The following is a 16809-nucleotide window of genomic DNA, read 5'->3' as shown; positions in this document are numbered from 1 at the left end:
CAGCGCCAGCGCATCGCCATCGCGCGCTGCCTGACCTTGAAACCGGAAGTGCTGATCTGCGACGAATCGGTGTCGGCGCTGGATGTGTCGGTGCAGGCGCAAGTGCTGAACCTGCTGCAAGACCTGCAGGACGAATACGGCCTGTCCTATCTGTTCATCTCGCACGACCTGGCGGTGGTGAAACACATCTCGGACCAAGTGATGGTGATGAACAAGGGGGAAGTGGTGGAGCAGGCGGACGCGGACCAGATCTACCGCGAGCCGCGTGAGAGCTATACCCGGAAGCTGTTGGAGTCCATTCCGCAGGGCTGGGTGGGAATGGCGCCGGCTTGAGACCCTGTTGACGATCTGCTGCGCGTCGGTAGAGACATTGTGCGATGAGTGCCGGCTTCAGAATGCTCATGCACTCTATGTACACTCCGCTTCTTCAGCCGTTTTCGCCTTGTCTCGCCTTAGCTCGCGAGATCGTAAACACGTTCTAAGCGCTGACGGCCATTCGCACAAAACCGCCGGGAAACCGGCGGTTTTTTCATGGCTTGGCGGCAGGAACTGAAAAAAAACGCAGCGCGGCGGGAATAAACCGCGCACGCCATCCGTATACCCCGTACTGGACGCCGAATGGTCGGCGGTTTCGCCAAGATGGAACGCCGCGGCGCGGGGCCTTGAGATTTGGGCCGGCAGCCGCCGTGTGTTCTACAACGGGAGGGATTTGCGATGAAAACATGGATGGCGGTGACGTTGATGGCGCTGAGCGCGGGCGTGTTGGCCGGAGAGGCGGCGTCGATGCGCGACGGCGCGCTGGTGGACGCGCAGGGCATGACGCTGTATGTCTTCGACAAGGACGCGGCCGGCAACGGCCGCAGCGTGTGCAATCAGGCGTGCGCGGCGCTGTGGCCGCCTTTGCTGGCGGCAGCCGACGACAGCGCGCCGGCGGGCTTCAGCCGGATACGCCGCGACGATGGTCAGGCGCAGTGGGCGTATCAGGGCAAACCCTTGTACCGCTTCGCCAAGGACAGTAAGCCGGGCGAGCGCGCGGGCGATGGTTTCAAGGAGGTGTGGCATGTGGCGCGTTAACATGCGGGCCGCGCTGCTGTTGGCGGCGCTGTCGGCGCCCTTGGCCTGGGCGCAGGACCCGGCGGCTTTCGATCCGCAAATCCGCAACAACACCCTGGCGGTCAACCCGGCGGAAACCCTGGCGCTGGCCGGCAACAGCTCCCGCGGCACGCTGCTGGCCTATGACTTGCGCGCCGGCAAGCTGCTGCGCGAGCTGCCGGGCTTCGTTACGCCGCGCAATATCGTGTTTTCCCCGGATGGGGAGCGCTTCTACGTCTCGGACAGCAGCAAGGGCGTGGTGGAGCGCTGGCACGCGGGCAGTTGGACGCGGGAAGCCAGCCTGGCGATCGGGCCGGGGGCCTTCGGCACCGCGCTGAATCGCGACGGCAGCCGGCTGTATGTCAATAATCAGGCCGCCGGCAGCCTGACCGTGGTGAACTTGCCGCAATGGAGGGTGGAAAAAGTGCTGACGGGCTTCGCCCAGCCGCGCCAGGGCATCAAGGTGTCGCCGGACGACGGCACCGTGTTCGTCACCAACTTCCTGGGCGACAAAATCACCCTGGTGGACGCGGCCAAGCTGGAGGCTCGCGCCGAGGTGGGCGGCTTCGACAAGCTGCGCGCCATCTCCGTCAGCGGCGACGGCCGCAGTCTGTTCGCCGCCAATAGCGGCGCGGACACGCTGTCCTGGGTGGATGTGGCCAGCCGGGCCGTGATCAAGACGGTGAAAGTGGGGCAGGAGCCTTACGGCGCCGCCTTGCGGCCGGACGGGCGCTTCTTGTATTCCGGCAATCTCAAGAGCAACTCGCTCACCGTGGTGGCCTTGCCTGCGTTCAAGGCGGTGGGGGAAATCACGGGCTTCAGCGGGCCGCGCCAGGCCATCAGCTTCAGCCGCGACAGCGGCAAGGCCTGGGTGTTGAACGAAGACCTGGGTATCGCGGAGGTGGATTTGACGCGCAAGGCCATTGTCCGGGTGCTGGCCCCCGCCGCTGGATGAGCGAGGCCGCCCAGCAGCGCTTCCACCATTTATTGGTGGACTGCATTCCGCGTTTGCGGCGTTATGCCCGCGCCCTGGTGTTTGATCACGGCGCGGCGGACGATCTGGTGCAGGACACGCTGGAGCAAGCCTGGCGCAAATGGCGGCAATGGCGGGATGACCGCGATTTGCGCCCCTGGCTGTTCGGCATCATGCACCGGCTGCACATCGACGATTTTCGCCGTTACGGCGCCAGGCGGCAGCCGCTGGCGGAGGATATGGCCGAGCTGACGGTGGACGCGCCGCAGGAGCGCGGCCTGGCGCTGCGAGAGCTGGCGGCCAATCTGGCTCGGCTGCCCGAGGAGCAACGCGCCGTTCTGCTGTTGTTGGCGCTGGAGGACATGAGCTACCAGCAAATCGCCACGGCGCTGGATATTCCGCTGGGCACGGTGATGTCGCGGCTAAGCCGCGGGCGCGAACGCTTGCGCGGTTTGATGGAGACGGGCGCCGCGCCGGCCGCAGGAGGAGGGGCATGATGGAAACGGTCACGGAACAGGAATTGCAGGCTTATCTGGACGACGCCTTGCCGCTTGAGCGGCGCGCGGCGGTGGAAGCCTATTTGGAACACAACCCGGAGGCGCGGGAGCGGCTGCGGGCTTACCGTCGCTTGCAAGACGACATCGGCGCCTTGTTCGAACCGGCCTTGCGAGAGCCCGTCCCGCCGCGCCTGCTGGCCGCCGCGCTGCCGCCGCCGGCCCCGCTGCGGCGAGGGTGGAGCATGCCATGGTGGCAGGGCGCGGCCGCGTCGCTATTGATGTTGGCGCTGGGCGGCGGCGGCGGCTGGCTGCTGCGTGGTCAGCAGCAAGCGCCGGCTGCGCAGTTGGTCGCCGCGGCGGACAGCCAGGAGCGCCTGCCCAGCTTGGCGGCGATGGCGCATGTGGTGTACAGCCCGGATGTGAAACGTCCGGTGGAAATCGATGCCGAGCATCAGGACCAGTTAGTGGCCTGGCTGTCCAAGCGTCTGCAAAGCCGGGTGAAGCCGCCGCTGTTGAGTGCGCAAGGGTATGAGTTGATCGGCGGCCGGCTATTGCCGGGAGAGCAGGGGCCGGTGGCCCAGTTCATGTACCACAACGCCGCGGGGCAGCGCATGACCTTGTACGTAGCCACCACCGCCGAGCCGCGCCGCGACGTCGGCTTCCGCTTTGCCAGCCAGGGGCCGGTGAATGTGTTTTATTGGTGGGACGGCCGCTTCGCCTATGCCTTGTCGGCCGGCTTGGCGCGGGATGAACTGGGGCGGTTGGCGGAGGCGGCTCATCGTCAGTTGCGGCCCACCTAAGGAGCTGGGCGCAAAAAAACGCCGCCGGCTAGCCCCGGCGGCGTTGTCGTTTGACGTCAGGCCTAAGCTCAGGCCGCGTCGTCCACCCAGCGGATGGCCTGGGTTGGCACAACCTTGTTTTCGGTCACGATCTGCAGGGCCAGGCCGCCGCAGGAGGTTTCACGGTACTTGGCGTCCATGTCCTTGCCGGTTTCGTACATGGCGGCAATTACCTTGTCCAGCGACACCTTGGGGCTGCTGACACGGTGCATGGCCATGCGCGCGGCGTTGATGGCCTTGACCGCGGCGATGGCGTTGCGCTCGATGCAGGGGATCTGCACCTGGCCGCCCACTGGGTCGCAAGTCAGGCCCAGGTTGTGCTCCATGGCGATTTCCGCCGCCATGCACACCTGAGACGGGCTGCCGCCCATCAGCTCGGTCAGGCCGGCCGCGGCCATGGAACAAGCCACGCCCACCTCGCCCTGACAGCCCACCTCGGCGCCGGAGATCGATGCGTTGAGCTTGAACAGGCAGCCAATGGCGCCGGAAGACAGGAAGAAGCGCAGGCAGCTGTCTTCGTCCAGCGGTTGGATGAAGTGGTTGTAGTAGGCCAGCACCGCCGGCACGATGCCGCAGGCGCCGTTGGTGGGCGCGGTGACCACGCGGCCGCCGGCCGCGTTTTCTTCCGACATTGCCATCGCGTACATATTGACCCAGTCCATGACGCTCATCGGGTCATTGGCCACTTGCAAGGAGCTGGTCAGCATGCGGTGCAGCGCCGGCGCGCGGCGCGGAATCCGCATCGGGCCGGGCAGATTGCCCTCGGTGCGCATGCCGCGGTCTATGCTGGTCTTCATCACATCCCACACTTTGGCGAAATGCTGTTCGACATCCTTGGCTTCGTGGAAGGCTTTTTCGTTCTCCATCACCAGCGCGGAAATGGACAAGCCGGTTTCCTCGCACATATCCATCATCTGCTGCGCGCTGAGGAAGTGATACGGCACCGGGGTGTCGCTGCAAGAGCTTTGGTTGAAATGCTCCTCGTCCACGATGAAGCCGCCGCCGATCGAATAATACGTCTTGGTCAGCACGCATTCGTCGCCAACAAAGGCGTGGATCTGCATGCCGTTTTCGTGCATCGGCAGGTTGGCGGTGTGGAAGTCCATATCAAAGCCCACGCGCTGATGGGTGCGGCCCAGCGTCAGTTGGTGGGTTTTTTCCACATCGGCTATCAAGGCCGGGGTTTGTTCCGGGTCCACGGTGTCCGGCAGGTTGCCGGCCAGGCCCAGGATGATGGCGTGGTCGGTGCAATGGCCCTTGCCGGTCAGGGCCAGCGAGCCGTAGCAATCAACGTGGACATGGGTGACTTGGTTGAAGCGGCCGGTTTCCTTGAGCGAGCCCAGGAACTGGTGGCCGGCTTTCATCGGGCCGACGGTGTGGGAACTGGAGGGGCCGACGCCGATTTTGTAGATATCAGTCATGCTGAACATGATTGGTTACCTCTTGGCTTGATGCTGAGGAACCCGGCCGGCCGTGACCGGCCGGGCTGTCAGAGGAGTGCGATCAGGCGAACAGATCGTAGAAGATGGCGGAGATGGCGATCAGGCCGATCAGAACCACGAAGATGTTGCTGGCAGCGCCGGAGTATTTCTTCATGGACGGCACTTTGGCGATGGCGTACATCGGCATCAGGAACAGCAGCATCGCGATGACCGGGCCGCCCAGGGTTTCGATCATGCCCAGGATGCTGGGGTTGAACGTGGCCACGGCCCAGGTGGTGATGATCATGAACACGGCGGTGAAGCGGTCCAGCTTGGCGGTCTCGATGGACTTGCCGCTCTGGCGCAGCTGCTTGATCACCAGGCCGTTGAAGCCTTCTTTGGCGCCCAGGTAGTGACCCAGGAAGGACTTGCTGATAGCGACGATGGCGATCAGCGGAGCCACCCATTCAATCACCGGGTTGCGGAAGTGGTTGGCCAGGTAGGACAGGATGGAAATGTTCTGCGCTTTGGCGGCGGCCAGGTCGGCCGGGGACAGACTGAATACACAGCTGAACACGAAGAACATCACGGACAGCACCATCATGACGTGAGCGCGGATCAGCACGCGGCCGGCGGCCGGTTCTGCGGCGTCGCCATGCAGCTTCTGCTGGTCAACGGAGAAGGAAGAAATGATGGGCGAGTGGTTGAAGGAGAACACCATTACCGGGATGGCCAGCCACAGCGTTTTGTAGAAGGCGCCATGGGACAGGGCGTCGCCCAGGCTGCCGGCTTGCTGGATGGCCGCGCCGTTCCATTCCGGAACCAGGTACAGGGCCAGCAGCATCAGGCAGGCGACAAACGGGTAAACCAGCACGCTCATGGCCTTGACGATCATCTTCTCGCCCAGGCGCACGATGGCCATCAGACCCAGAATCAGGATCAGCGACAGAATGGCGCGCGGCGGAGCGGATACGCCCAACTGGTTGACCATGAAGGACTGCACGGTGTTGGTGATGGCCACGCTGTACACCAACAAGATGGGGTAGATGGCGAAGAAGTACAGCAGGGTAATCAGCTTGCCGGCGCCCACGCCGAAGTGCTCTTCCACTACTTCAGTGATGTCCGCGCCCGGCTTGGAGCTGGACAGCACGAAACGGGTGAGGCCGCGGTGAGCGAAAAAGGTCAGCGGCAGGGCCAGCAGTGCCATGACGATCAACGGCCACAGGCCGCCGATGCCGGCGTTGATGGGCAGGAACAGGGTGCCGGCGCCAATGGCGGTGCCGTACAGGCCCAACATCCAGACGGTATCTTGCTTGGTCCAGGAGGACGAAGCGCCTGATTTGGGCAGGGGGGTGGAAACGGCTTGAGACATGATATTGGCCTTCATAAAAGACAAATGGGGTAATCGTTTTGGCGCGTCGCTCGGCGGCGCGTCGTTTTCATCTCTTGCTAGACTTTTGGTCAGTAGCTGGAACCGCTGATTAGTGATTGCCGGCTTTCATTGATGTGCATGGTATAGGCAGTTGTACTGCGGTGGTTACACATTTCAGAACATCAGTTGATTCTAATCAACTTTATTTTGAAGCAAAACGAACATCCGAACAAATACTATTTAGAACCCATGACTTACAAATAACATGATGATTTCGTTTTATTAGCATTAAATTGCGCAAAATTGTGTTTGATGCATGATTATTTCAAGAAAAATGGCTCGATTCAAAAGTGTGCCAATTTTCGATTTGTCTTGCTTTCGTGTTGCTTTGCTTTTCATGTCTGAATGGATTCGAGCGTAGAGGTGTCGAAAAATCGATGCCATAACGGGTTGTTCGGGCTAGTTTCATCATTTTCGAACACTCCAATGGCATATTCGCTCTTGTGTGCAGGCGGCCTTGCCGTTGTCTGTTCAGGCTGGTTTTTTGCTTGTGATTTTGTGTTTAAGCTGTTGACTATGAATGGATATTTTGTGATTTTTCTTGGGGAGGGAAGCTTGGGGAAGGGGGGGCTTGCAAGCAGCGGAACGGCCTGCGCTTCCTTAAGGAAACCACTATATCAGCATAGAGGGCGGCGCTCCGGGAAGTATGAAAATATGAAATTTAAGGCATAAAATATGTTCGAAAACGAACAAAAATATTTCAAAACGAACAATATTTGGTTGTTTTCTAACATGTTCATGGCTTTCAAACGTTTGTTTTTTATGCAAAGTTATGATTTTAAAGGGGATTGTCTGTGTTGCTTATCGCGCAAACTTGGCGGGCGATGGAGTATTACTGGAAACAAAGGTGGCGCAGCTGGATCTTGAGTAGTCAAAAAGCATGTAGTGGATGAGCAGTGAGAAAGTTGTGAATCCGAGCGCGCGACGGAAAGACCTAGGTTTGATGGTTATCAAACAAGAATGAAGCATTCCGAACATAAAATTTTCGTGAACCAACAATCCGTGCACCCGTTCGCGTGGGAACCAACCACCCAGGCAGCCAACAAACGCATTGCAGCAACTGGGCTTGAGCCGGCCTCTCCGCCGGGCAGCCTTAGAGACGGCATAGTCAGTTGATAGGCTTCCTAATAAGGTTGACCCGCACGCAGGCGGCTCTGCTCAAGCTCGCGAAATGAAAAATATGAACCACGCCTCCACACTCGCCTATGTCGCGGCCGAAGCCGCCTCCAAACAGACCGTGCTGCGACAGCACCCTGGGCGCTACCTGTTAAGCGCCGGCATGGCCGGCGCGCTGATCGCCGTAGTGCTCAGCGTCAGCCTCAAGCTGGGCCAGGTCTTCTTCGCCGTCGGCTCCCCCGGCTACTACATCGCCGTGGCCGGCTTCTTTGGCGTGGCTCTGGTCAGCATCATCGTCTGCAAACTGGAGCTGTTTACCAGCAACGTCATGTACTTCAGCGTGGGCGTGCTCAGCGGCGATTGCCGCGTGTGCAATCTGCTGCGCAGCTGGGCCATGGTCTACCTGGGCAATCTGCTGGGCGTGTTGCTGTTCACCGCGGTGTTCGCCGGAGCGGGCGGCATGGGCCACCTGCCGGCCGACCACCTGCTGTTCAACGTGGCCGCGCACAAAGTGCACGCCGGCGGTTGGGAAATTTTCTGGAAGGGCGCGCTGTGCAACTGGGTGATCTGTCTGGCGGTGTGGGTGCCGCTGCGCATGGCCGGGGACGCCGCCAAGATGCTGATGATCCTGCTGCTGGTCTTCGTGTTCTTCTTCTCCGGCTTTGAGCACAGCATCGCCAATATGGCCTTCTTCTCGCTGGCTCTGCTGCACGGCATGCAAGGCCTGGACGCCGCCGCCATCCTGCACAATATGATTCCGGCCACCTTGGGCAATATCGCCGGCGGCGCGCTGGGCGTGGGCCTGGTGGTTTACCTGTTGGAGCGCCACACCCTGCCGGCGCGGCGCGAAGCCGCAAAACCGGCCGCGACGGTGCTCGGAAGTAGTGTTTGATGTTCGTTTTCGAATGTAACGCGCCGATTACAATGACGACGTGTTTGATGTGGTTTTCATGGTATTGAAAATAAAGCGTTTTTCCTGGTTTTTTACGGGCGCTGCGTTTGTGGGGCCAACTGCGTTTTAGTCTGCGGCAGTTGATCTTTATCAAACGATTTTTTTCGAAACCGAATGTACAATATGTTCAGTACTCAACATTTACTGATAGTTACTAGGAGGCACACATGGATGCTCTGAATCGTGACGCGACTCAAGCCAACCCCTGGCGCGATTTCACCGGTGGTGAATGGCAAAGCAAGGTGGATGTCCGCAACTTCATCCAGCTGAACTACAAGCCGTATGAAGGCGACGCCAGCTTCCTGGCGCCCGCTACCGCGCGTACCCAAAAGCTGTGGGACACCCTGAGCGAGTTGCTGAAAGAAGAACGCGCCCGTGGCGTGCTGGATGTATCCGCGGACCGCGGCAGCTCCATCACCGCGCATGACGCCGGCTACATCGATCAAGCCAGCGAAGTCATCGTCGGCCTGCAAACCGATGCTCCGCTCAAGCGCGCCATCATGCCCAACGGCGGCCTGCGCATGGTTGAGAACGGCCTGGAAGCCTTCGGCTTCAAGCTGGACCCGGTCATCAAGGATGTGTGGACCCACTATCGCAAGAGCCACAACCAGGGCGTGTTCGACACCTACACCCCGGACATCATGGCCGCGCGTAAATCCGGCGTGATCACCGGCCTGCCCGACGCCTACGGCCGCGGCCGCATCATTGGCGACTACCGCCGCGTGGCCCTGTACGGCACCGACTTCCTGCGCGCCGAACGCCAAAAAGTATTCCATGAGCTGGACGACGCTGTTTTCAACGAAGACGTGCTGCGCCTGCGCGAAGAACTGTCCGAACAATTCCGCGCGCTGGACGAACTGAAGCAGATGGCCGCCAAGTACGGCTTCGACATCAGCCGCCCGGCCGTCAACGCCCGCGAAGCGGTGCAGTGGACCTACTTCGCCTACCTGGCCGCCGTGAAAGAACAAAACGGCGCCGCCATGTCCTTCGGCCGCGTCGCCACCTTCCTGGACGTCTACATCGAACGCGATCTGGCCTCCGGCGCGCTGACTGAAGAACAAGCCCAGGAAATGATCGACGACCTGGTGATCAAGCTGCGCATCGTGCGCTTCCTGCGCACCCCGGAATATGATCAACTGTTCTCCGGCGACCCGACCTGGGTAACCGAATCCATCGGCGGCATGGGCGAGGACGGCCGCACCCTGGTGAGCAAGAACAGCTTCCGCTTCCTCAACACCCTGTACAACCTGGGCCCGGCGCCGGAACCCAACCTGACCGTGTTGTGGTCCACCCAGCTGCCGCGTGGCTTCAAGGACTTCTGCGCCAAAGTGTCCATCGACACCAGCTCCATCCAGTACGAAAACGACGACCTGATGCGTCCGCACTGGGGCGACGACTACGGCATCGCCTGCTGCGTGTCCGCCATGCGCATCGGCAAGCAAATGCAGTTCTTCGGCGCCCGCGCCAACCTGGCCAAAGCCATGCTCTACGCCATCAACGGCGGCGTGGATGAGAAATCCGGCGTGCAAGTGGCCAAGGGCTTCGAGCCGATCAAGAGCGACGTGCTGACCTACGAAGAACTGATGCCCAAGTTCGACCTGCTGATGGACTGGCTGGCCGCCACTTACGTCAAGGCGCTGAACTGCATCCACTACATGCACGACAAATACGCCTACGAACGCATCGAAATGGCGCTGCACGACCGCGACATCCTGCGCACCATGGCTTGCGGCATCGCCGGCCTGTCCGTGGCCGCCGACTCCCTGTCCGCCATCAAGTACGCCAAAGTGCACATCATCCGCAACGAAGCGGGCCTGGCGGTGGACTACAAGATCGAAGGCGACTACCCGGCTTACGGCAACAACGACGACCGCGCCGACAGCATCGCGGTATGGCTGACCGAAACCTTCATGGAGAAGATCAAGGCCCAGCCGCACTTCTACCGCAACGCCATGCCGACTCAATCCGTGCTCACCATCACCTCCAACGTGGTGTACGGCAAGAAAACCGGCAACACCCCGTGCGGCCGCCGCGCCGGCGAACCGTTCGCCCCGGGCGCCAACCCGATGAACGGCCGCGACGTGAAAGGCTTTGTCGCCGCGGGCGCATCGGTAGCCAAGCTGCCGTATGAAGCCGCGCTGGACGGCATCAGCTGGACCGCCTCCGCCACCCCGGACGCGCTGGGCCACAGCGAAGAAGAGCGCGTTGCCAACCTGGCCAACTGCCTGGACGGCTTCTCCGACGCCGGCGGTTTCCACGTCAACGTCAACGTGTTCAAGCGCGAAACCCTGATGGACGCGATGGAGCACCCGGAGCTGTACCCGCAACTGACCATCCGCGTGTCCGGCTATGCGGTGAACTTCGTCAAGCTGACGCGCGAGCAACAGCTGGACGTGATCAACCGCACCTTCCACGGCAGCATGTAAGCGTAACGCCGCTGGCCACCGCGACGGCCAGCCGGCACAGCGCCAAGCCTCCCTTTGGGGAGGCTTTTTTTATGCGCGGCTGTTTTGCAGCAATGTCGCTATCAAATTGTGTAGTGTTACAAAATGTAATGATTTGTTTGTCATTTATTGGTGGGGCCCCAGCAAAATACGAGCTGACTGGAGGAGGGAGGCCTATGAGCAAGAGAACTATCTTCCTGTGGCACGAAGACAACGCCGAAGAAACCCCGCATTTCTACGTCGCCATCTTCCCCTACCTGGGTCTCAATGGCAGCTCGCCTTTAGGTATAGCGAAGCTTTCTGCTTTCTAGTGACCACCGAGGGTCAGGCCGAAACCGACTGTCTGTGGTATCTCAGTCCGTGGCGTGGGTTGTTCAGGTCTTCCCTCCGTACTTACTCCAGAACAGGTTCCCTCATCTATTGACAAGCCACTTGTTTGTTGAGCTTATATTTATATTTTAAATAAAAAATGAGAATGATTTAATTTTATTAATTGAACTGTCGCATATTTTAACCCGTCTTTGTAATCATAAAGCATAAATGGAAAGTGGGGCTAATTGGGTTTTGCTCTTTTGTGGTTACCACTCTGGGTCAATAGTCAAGAAATTTAGGGTGCCACACAAAATGTTTTGAGTATTTTATGAGGGAATATTGAATTTAATACTCAACCTTCCACGAAAATGAGTATTCAATATATAAAGGTAAACACTATATGAATAAGTCTTTAGCCGTGATATTGAGCGTATCTCCCATGCCTTTAATGGCTAGTGAAGACATAGATGTAAAGCTCAAAGCTATGCTCGTATGTCAAGACTGGGCGGCCGATCATTATGTAAGCCACCTTGTGAATAATGCTGTTATTAAAGGAGGAGGTATCGACGCAACCATAAAGACTACAGATGAAATAATAACCGTAGATAGCAATACGTTAAGAAATAGTTTACCTTATGATGTGGAGCTTCCAGTGAAAGGCTTTAGCTATTCTCATTCGGAAGAAAAAAGCACAACCAACAGCTCGGGTTGGACATTTAGTTATAATTTAAATGCAAATGCCAGTTTCAATGTATTGTTTGCGTCAGGTGGGATAACACATAGTCTTGGCTTGCAATATGACATGTCTACTGACAAAACCAAAACAATTAGTGTTAACAAAACCTGGGACTTGCCTTCTTTCTTTGTCAATGTTCCTGCTAATAGAACATATCGTGTTGATTATTATTTCAAAAAAGTGTCTGTTTCTGGTTACAGTAAACTTGATGCTGAATTGTATGGAATTGAAACACGTTGGGGTCAAAGGCCCCAGCCTACTCAAACTTATAAACAATCATTTTACAGGGCTCTAGAAAGAAAGACTCAAGATTGCCAAAAAGGTTTTGTAAAAATTGACGATGAAAAGCATGGGTTAGGCATATATTATACGGGCAGGGCACCATTTAGTGCGGCGCAAGGAATGGATTTTTTTGTTGAGATTCGCGATGTTACTAACTTGGCTAGAAATGCAAGTGGTGTGCTAATTGAGCGTCGTTCCGCAGCTAATCCCGGTGCAAGTAATTCGAAGCGACATGTGGAAATAATCTCGCCAGCTTCACCTTTCTAAAGCAAGTTAAAATTGGCAGAAATTTAATTTAAAATAAAGCCAAAACTGCTGGGTGTAATCCAAAAATAATGCCTTAGGATTTAAAATTAAGGAGCATTAATAATGAGAGTACTTCATGCGTTTCCTTTTCTTTCCGTATTTCTTCTTGTGGTATCCTGTTTTGCCAGCGCATCACCGGGTAATATGACTAAAGTTGGTGAAAGTACATTATCTACCAAGCAAACAGCTAGGGATAATTACAGTCCTTCATCAAACACGGCTTCTGTAGAAGGCTATATACAGCCAAGGAAGCCTGGAGAGTGCTTCTCTGCTAAAAACTGTACTGGCAGGCGCATTGGGGTGCACCAACATGCGCATAATTGCAAAAATGCTGGAGGAAAGTCTTGGAGAAGCGGCGTAACTGGTCAATGTAGCAACCTATAGGGCAAGCCTGGGAAGCCCGTTTTGGCAGCCGCTGAACTTAAACGTTGCTGAACGTCCGCATTTTCCAATGGGGTAATTTCTGCTTTGAGTCGTAAGCGGTATAAGCCCATCAGGCATCATCCTCAAAACCCGACACCCCAAACCAAACCCCGGCCAAAGCCGGGGTTCCTTCTTCCTTACTTCTTCTCTATTCGCCGCCTCAAGCGATTTTCCATTTTCTTGCGTTTGACCTGCGCCTGTTGCTGACGGTGCAGTTCGTCAACGTGCTCGAACACGTCTACCTTGCGCGCGGCCAGCATGAGCATGGCTTCCAGATAGTTGAAGAAACCCCTCGGTAGCCGGGCTGTTCTGGCTTGCGGAATTTGATGTCGCCGGTGATGCGTGTCAGCAGGCTTTGGCCGCGGTAGCCGGGGTTGTCTTTTCGCCATTGGACGAAGTGCGCGCCGCATTCGCGGCCATAGGCGCAGTCGGCGGCGTGGTTCGGGTTTGCAGCGGCGGGCGGGCTGATTAGGTTTGTGATTTGAATGTCATTATTTGGCCGCGCTGCGGTATAGTCCTTTGCCCATTCGTCTCTTGGTCTTTACCTCAAGATAGGGCACTCCTCATGACCTCAGTTTCTCTCCCTCCGGAAGCGGTGGGCAGCGCTTTCTCTCTGGACAAAATGATCGCCGCTCGCGACAAAACCATGGCGGCGGTGCGGCGCATCGCCGCGCAGATCCGCCCCGGCATGACCGAACAGCAGGCCAAGGATTTGGCCAAGGCGGAGCTGGAAAGCATGGGCATGGACCGCATCTGGCACGGCATCATCGTCCGCTTTGGCCGCAGCACGCTGAAAATCTTCAAGCAGCAGATCGATCCGGACAATGTGCTGCTGGACGACGATATCTTCTTCATCGACTTGGGCATCGTTTGGGATGGCCACGAGGGCGACGCCGGCGATACCTTCGTTATTGGCGATAATGCGCGCAAGCAGGCCTGTGCCGGGGCGGCGCGCCAGCTGTGGCAGGAGGTGGCGGACAAGTGGCGGCGCGAGCGCCTGGCCGGCCCGGCCTTGTACCAGTACGCGGCGGAGCGTGCGGAGCAGATGGGCTGGCGGCTGAACCTGGACATCAAGGGCCACCGGGTGTCGGACTTTCCGCACTCCATTTATAAGGCTGGCAGCCTGGGCGATTTCGCCCAATGCCCGGACACGGGTTTGTGGATTCTGGAAATCCAGATTGCCGATCCGTCCGGCGAGTTTGGCGCGTTCTATGAAGACTTGTTGGTGATCGAGTCCTGATCCACGGCGGGCGGCGGCGAGCCGCCCACTCTGGCCTCCGCGCTGCGGATTCAACACCCAAACGCCCCCCCGCCAATCGTTATTCCTCTCGCTGCGCTCCCGGATAACGCATTTCTTCCTCCGCTATGCCGGCGCCCCACACCGAATTGGGGGCGGCCATTTCATTGGCGCCTCTCCATGGCGGTTGTCCGGCGGGCATGGCATGTCTTTGGTATGACGGCTGCCGATAATGATATTTGCAAAAACGGGCCGTGGTTTGATCCAGCTCAGTTGCGGTCCGGCGCTTGCTGGGCCGGGTTTATGCTGACGGGGTGTTATGACGATGTTCGCGAACGAGCGGAAATATTGCAGTGCAAGGTAAAACTAACGACTGTTTTAACTGGAACTCCACGTAAATCAAGGGTTTGCCGGGGAGGGTGAGCGGGGCGATGTGGCGTGCGCACATCACAATGTACGCTTTTGACCTGTATCAAACACATATTTTCGTTTTAGAATATAAAATGTGTTCGTAAAATAACATTTGTGTTCGGCTCTAGGCGTTTGGGGATAGGCCCCGTTCGGAACCGCGCACTATGCTTTAAAAGGCGGCCTGTTAAGGGCCGGCCTCTGTCGGCCATAGGAGCACAAACGCATGCCAGATACCCAAACCGCCGTGGACACGGTCCCGCAAGAACACGCCATGTCTCCCGAATCCGTGGTGGGTTACCTGCATTCCACGGAGAGCGGGGCCGGGGTGGACGGGCCTGGCATGCGCTTTGTCTTCTTCACCTCGGGCTGCCAGTTCCGCTGCCTATACTGCCATAACCCGGATACCTGGAAGCTGCACAACGGCCGCCAGGTCACGGTGGAGCAGGCGATGGCGGAGCTGGAACCGTATGCGCGCTTTTTGAAGTTCGCCGGCGGCGTGACGGTGTCCGGCGGCGAGCCGCTGATGCAAGACGGTTTCGTGGGCGAGCTGTTCCGCGAGGCCAAGCGCCGCTTCGGCCTGCACACGGCCTTGGACACTCAGGGCTTTTTGCACGAGCGGGTGAGCGACGAGTGGTTCGACGCGGTGGACCTGGTGATGCTGGACATCAAGCATTCGGACCCGGAGCGCTATCACGCGCTGACAGGCCAGCCCTTGCAGCCGACGCTGGACTTTGCCCGTCGCCTGCAACGGCTGGGCAAGAAAATGTGGGTGCGTTACGTGCTGGTGCCGGGTGTGACCGACGGCGACGAGGACATCAGCAGGCTGGCGGATTTCGTTGCCGGCCTGGGCAGTGTGGTGGAGCGGGTTGAGGTGTTGCCCTTCCATCAGTTGGGCATGGACAAATGGCAGAAGCTGGGCATGGAATACCAGTTGGCGGATACGCCGATTCCCACGCCGGAGCAGGTCAAACGTGCCCGCGAGTTGTTTTCCTGTAAAGGTTTGAAGGTGACTTGAGCGCCTTCCGGCCTGTGGTTTTTGGCTGGCAGCGTCGCCCGGAGCGGCGCTGCTTGTTTATCGAATTATTTATCATGAATCGCTGATATATTATGACGACATCTTCTGAAATTCTGGTGATCAACTGTGGCAGTTCCTCGCTGAAGTTCGCGTTGCTGCCCAAGGGCTCCAGCGAGCCGCTGCTGTCCGGCCTGGCCGAGTGCCTGGGTCTGGCGGATTCGCGCATCATTTTCAAAACCGCGGAAGGCAAGAAGACGGAGTCGCTGAACGGCGGCAGCCACGCCGAGGCGATGGAAGCGCTGACCCGTTTCATGGGCGAGCATGAGTGGCTGGACAGCGTGGTTGCCATTGGCCACCGCATCGTTCACGGCGGCGAGCGCTTCCAGGCGTCCGCGCTGATCACCGACGAAGTGCTGGCCGGCATCGAAGAATGCTGCGCGCTGGCGCCGTTGCACAATCCGGGCCACCTGGTGGGCATCCGCGCCGCGCAGAAAGCCTTCCCCAAGCTGCCGCAGGTTGTGGTGTTCGACACCGCCTTCCATCAGACCATGCCCAAGCCGGCCTATATGTACGCCGTGCCGCAGCGTTTCTACAAAGAATACGGCGTGCGCCGCTACGGCATGCACGGCACCAGCCACCGCTTCATCGCCGGCGAAACCGTGGCCGAGCTGAAGCTGGATCCGGCTAATCACGGCATCCTGATCGCCCACCTGGGCAACGGCGCTTCCGCTTCCGCGGTGAAGAACGGCAAGTGCATGGACACCACCATGGGCATGACCCCGCTGGAAGGCCTGATCATGGGCACCCGTTCCGGCGATATCGACCCGGCCGCGGTGACGTTCATCGCCCGCAAGGAAGGCCTGGATCTGGACGGCATCGACAATCTGCTGAACAAGCAGAGCGGCCTGTTGGGCATTTCCGGCGTGTCCAGCGACTGCCGCGCTCTGGAAGAAGCGGCGGCGGAAGGCAATGTGGACGCGCAACTGGCGCTGGACATGTTCGCCCACCGTCTGGCTCGCCTGCTGGGCGGCCTGGCCACCTCGCTGGACCGCATCGACGCCCTGGTGTTCACCGGCGGCATCGGCGAAAACTCCAGCCTGCTGCGCGAAAAAACCCTGAACCACATGAAGGTGCTGGGCTTCGCCGTGGATGCGGCCGCCAACGAACGCGCCGTGCGCGGCAACACCGGCGTGATCAGCCAGCCGGGCACTACCACCGCGCTGGTGATGGCCACCAACGAAGAGTGGATGATCGCCAAGGATACCGCCGACCTGGCCGGTATCTGATCGGGTCTCGCGGCGCAAGCCGCGTCTGTATCGCG

Annotated in this window: 15 protein-coding genes and 1 pseudogene; 13 read left to right on the top strand and 3 right to left on the bottom strand. The window is 58.7% G+C overall.

The window, feature by feature from the left end:
• The 5 genes and pseudogenes from BR71_RS14810 to BR71_RS14790 form a co-directional block, all read left to right on the top strand.
• Positions 1–333, top strand: a pseudogene (locus BR71_RS14810) (ABC transporter ATP-binding protein); the annotation flags it as partial.
• Between the two features lie 381 nt (positions 334–714).
• Positions 715–1074 (top strand): COG4315 family predicted lipoprotein, encoded by a 360-nt coding sequence (locus BR71_RS14805; protein WP_043639001.1) that lies wholly within the window; start codon positions 715–717, stop codon positions 1072–1074.
• On the top strand, positions 1061–2047 hold the full coding sequence (locus tag BR71_RS14800; protein WP_043638999.1) for a YncE family protein: 987 nt from the start codon (positions 1061–1063) through the stop codon (positions 2045–2047). Before BR71_RS14805 ends, BR71_RS14800 begins: the two co-directional genes overlap by 14 nt.
• Complete coding sequence (locus tag BR71_RS14795) at positions 2044–2562, top strand: RNA polymerase sigma factor (RefSeq protein WP_052370616.1); 519 nt, start codon at positions 2044–2046, stop codon at positions 2560–2562. Before BR71_RS14800 ends, BR71_RS14795 begins: the two co-directional genes overlap by 4 nt.
• A complete protein-coding gene (locus tag BR71_RS14790) occupies positions 2559–3362 on the top strand; it encodes an anti-sigma factor family protein (protein ID WP_052370614.1) in 804 nt (267 codons plus the stop codon). Before BR71_RS14795 ends, BR71_RS14790 begins: the two co-directional genes overlap by 4 nt.
• 68 nt (positions 3363–3430) lie before the next feature.
• On the opposite strand, the gene BR71_RS14785 is transcribed toward BR71_RS14790, so the two are convergent.
• Together BR71_RS14785 and BR71_RS14780 are read right to left on the bottom strand one after the other, a co-directional pair.
• Positions 3431–4831: an L-serine ammonia-lyase gene (locus BR71_RS14785; RefSeq protein ID WP_019102854.1), complete on the bottom strand. Its 1401-nt coding sequence runs from the start codon at positions 4829–4831 to the stop codon at positions 3431–3433.
• A 73-nt stretch (positions 4832–4904) separates the two neighbouring features.
• Entirely contained in the window at positions 4905–6194 is a 1290-nt protein-coding gene (locus tag BR71_RS14780) for an HAAAP family serine/threonine permease (RefSeq protein ID WP_043639058.1), read from the bottom strand.
• A 735-nt stretch (positions 6195–6929) separates the two neighbouring features.
• On the opposite strand from BR71_RS14780, the gene BR71_RS24235 reads away from it, so the two are divergent.
• From BR71_RS24235 to BR71_RS23665, 5 genes are all read left to right on the top strand, one after another.
• Entirely contained in the window at positions 6930–7121 is a 192-nt protein-coding gene (locus BR71_RS24235; protein WP_156038998.1) for a hypothetical protein, read from the top strand.
• A 313-nt stretch (positions 7122–7434) separates the two neighbouring features.
• A complete protein-coding gene (locus BR71_RS14775) occupies positions 7435–8262 on the top strand; it encodes a formate/nitrite transporter family protein (RefSeq protein ID WP_052370612.1) in 828 nt (275 codons plus the stop codon).
• A 227-nt stretch (positions 8263–8489) separates the two neighbouring features.
• The gene (pflB, locus tag BR71_RS14770; RefSeq protein WP_019102858.1) at positions 8490–10748 is read left to right on the top strand and encodes a formate C-acetyltransferase; all 2259 of its coding nucleotides are present in this window, start codon (positions 8490–8492) and stop codon (positions 10746–10748) included.
• A 194-nt stretch (positions 10749–10942) separates the two neighbouring features.
• On the top strand, positions 10943–11077 hold the full coding sequence (locus BR71_RS24830; RefSeq protein WP_219909614.1) for a VOC family protein: 135 nt from the start codon (positions 10943–10945) through the stop codon (positions 11075–11077).
• Positions 11078–11478: 401 nt separating this feature from the next.
• On the top strand, positions 11479–12363 hold the full coding sequence (locus tag BR71_RS23665; RefSeq protein ID WP_081862688.1) for an ETX/MTX2 family pore-forming toxin: 885 nt from the start codon (positions 11479–11481) through the stop codon (positions 12361–12363).
• Between the two features lie 599 nt (positions 12364–12962).
• On the opposite strand, the gene BR71_RS25005 is transcribed toward BR71_RS23665, so the two are convergent.
• Positions 12963–13085, bottom strand: coding sequence for a hypothetical protein (locus BR71_RS25005; protein ID WP_279625745.1), 123 nt, complete (start codon positions 13083–13085; stop codon positions 12963–12965).
• Between the two features lie 305 nt (positions 13086–13390).
• Between BR71_RS25005 and BR71_RS14765 the strand changes: the two genes are divergently transcribed.
• The 3 genes from BR71_RS14765 (at position 13391) to BR71_RS14755 (ending at position 16774) form a co-directional block, all read left to right on the top strand.
• Entirely contained in the window at positions 13391–14065 is a 675-nt protein-coding gene (locus tag BR71_RS14765; RefSeq protein WP_043638997.1) for a M24 family metallopeptidase, read from the top strand.
• Positions 14066–14696: 631 nt separating this feature from the next.
• Entirely contained in the window at positions 14697–15488 is a 792-nt protein-coding gene (pflA, locus tag BR71_RS14760) for a pyruvate formate-lyase-activating protein (RefSeq protein ID WP_081862687.1), read from the top strand.
• A 92-nt stretch (positions 15489–15580) separates the two neighbouring features.
• Positions 15581–16774, top strand: a complete 1194-nt coding sequence (locus BR71_RS14755; RefSeq protein ID WP_043638994.1) for an acetate/propionate family kinase — start codon at positions 15581–15583, stop codon at positions 16772–16774.
• Positions 16775–16809: the final 35 nt, after the last annotated feature.

The organism is Chromobacterium haemolyticum DSM 19808 (assembly GCF_000711885.1).
GTDB lineage: Bacteria > Pseudomonadota > Gammaproteobacteria > Burkholderiales > Chromobacteriaceae > Chromobacterium > Chromobacterium haemolyticum.
This window is presented reverse-complemented; position numbering and strand designations above follow the sequence as displayed.

Excerpts from the sequence above, each read along its gene's own strand:
- pflB (WP_019102858.1), top strand. The coding sequence starts at position 8,490 with ATGGATGCTCTGAATCGTGACGCGACTCAAGCCAACCCCTGGCGCGAT.
- BR71_RS14790 (WP_052370614.1), top strand. The coding sequence starts at position 2,559 with ATGATGGAAACGGTCACGGAACAGGAATTGCAGGCTTATCTGGACGAC.
- BR71_RS14800 (WP_043638999.1), top strand. The coding sequence starts at position 1,061 with ATGTGGCGCGTTAACATGCGGGCCGCGCTGCTGTTGGCGGCGCTGTCG.
- BR71_RS23665 (WP_081862688.1), top strand. The coding sequence starts at position 11,479 with ATGAATAAGTCTTTAGCCGTGATATTGAGCGTATCTCCCATGCCTTTA.
- BR71_RS14765 (WP_043638997.1), top strand. The coding sequence starts at position 13,391 with ATGACCTCAGTTTCTCTCCCTCCGGAAGCGGTGGGCAGCGCTTTCTCT.
- BR71_RS24830 (WP_219909614.1), top strand. The coding sequence starts at position 10,943 with ATGAGCAAGAGAACTATCTTCCTGTGGCACGAAGACAACGCCGAAGAA.
- BR71_RS14775 (WP_052370612.1), top strand. The coding sequence starts at position 7,435 with ATGAACCACGCCTCCACACTCGCCTATGTCGCGGCCGAAGCCGCCTCC.
- BR71_RS14795 (WP_052370616.1), top strand. The coding sequence starts at position 2,044 with ATGAGCGAGGCCGCCCAGCAGCGCTTCCACCATTTATTGGTGGACTGC.
- pflA (WP_081862687.1), top strand. The coding sequence starts at position 14,697 with ATGCCAGATACCCAAACCGCCGTGGACACGGTCCCGCAAGAACACGCC.
- BR71_RS14780 (WP_043639058.1), bottom strand. The coding sequence starts at position 6,194 with ATGTCTCAAGCCGTTTCCACCCCCCTGCCCAAATCAGGCGCTTCGTCC.
- BR71_RS14805 (WP_043639001.1), top strand. The coding sequence starts at position 715 with ATGAAAACATGGATGGCGGTGACGTTGATGGCGCTGAGCGCGGGCGTG.
- BR71_RS24235 (WP_156038998.1), top strand. The coding sequence starts at position 6,930 with ATGTTCGAAAACGAACAAAAATATTTCAAAACGAACAATATTTGGTTG.
- BR71_RS25005 (WP_279625745.1), bottom strand. The coding sequence starts at position 13,085 with ATGCTGGCCGCGCGCAAGGTAGACGTGTTCGAGCACGTTGACGAACTG.
- BR71_RS14785 (WP_019102854.1), bottom strand. The coding sequence starts at position 4,831 with ATGTTCAGCATGACTGATATCTACAAAATCGGCGTCGGCCCCTCCAGT.
- BR71_RS14755 (WP_043638994.1), top strand. The coding sequence starts at position 15,581 with ATGACGACATCTTCTGAAATTCTGGTGATCAACTGTGGCAGTTCCTCG.